The organism is Vibrio sp. 10N.222.49.C9, assembly GCF_041474985.1.
In the GTDB taxonomy this organism is placed as follows: domain Bacteria; phylum Pseudomonadota; class Gammaproteobacteria; order Enterobacterales; family Vibrionaceae; genus Vibrio; species Vibrio crassostreae_C.
Genome location: NZ_JBFRVD010001044.1, coordinates 1 through 403, shown reverse-complemented (window position 1 = coordinate 403; position 403 = coordinate 1). Strand labels below are relative to the sequence as shown.

Sequence of the window (403 nt, the reverse complement as noted above, 5' to 3'; positions counted from 1 at the left end):
CTCTAGGGTCTGTTGACCTTAATGATTATTTTATGCCAACGGTGAGATTATTCTTTGACCTAGGAGAAGAGAAACGCATAAAAAAACGCACATACCCTTATAGTGAGTACATGCGTTCTTGTGTCGTATTTTAAGTTGAAAATAAAAACAATACGACAGAGTAATTTTTGTCATATGCCCATTGCTGAGCGTACTAGTCTCGTGTGGAATTAGTGTAGTAACCCCAACTCGCGAGCCTCTTCCAGTGTCAATCCGCTTTCCCTGATTTCGCGCATTTGTTCTATTCGGCGTCTTGCCTCTGCAGATTTTAGCTGTTTATTCGAAGTGGCTTCGGGGGTGGCGTTCAATTCATCCCACGAACCCGCGAGACCTTGCATCTCTTCTCGGCTGATAGAATTAATAG

The 403-nt window shown here is 43.2% G+C and carries 1 protein-coding gene; it reads right to left on the bottom strand.

Annotation, left to right across the window (positions count from 1 at the left end; translation table 11 throughout):
* Nucleotides 1-209: 209 nt before the first annotated feature.
* Complete coding sequence (locus AB4585_RS26820; RefSeq protein ID WP_372171779.1) at nucleotides 210-377, bottom strand: PA3496 family putative envelope integrity protein; 168 nt, start codon at nucleotides 375-377, stop codon at nucleotides 210-212.
* Nucleotides 378-403 lie beyond the last annotated feature (26 nt).

Excerpts from the sequence above, each read along its gene's own strand:
- AB4585_RS26820 (WP_372171779.1), bottom strand. The coding sequence starts at position 377 with ATGCAAGGTCTCGCGGGTTCGTGGGATGAATTGAACGCCACCCCCGAA.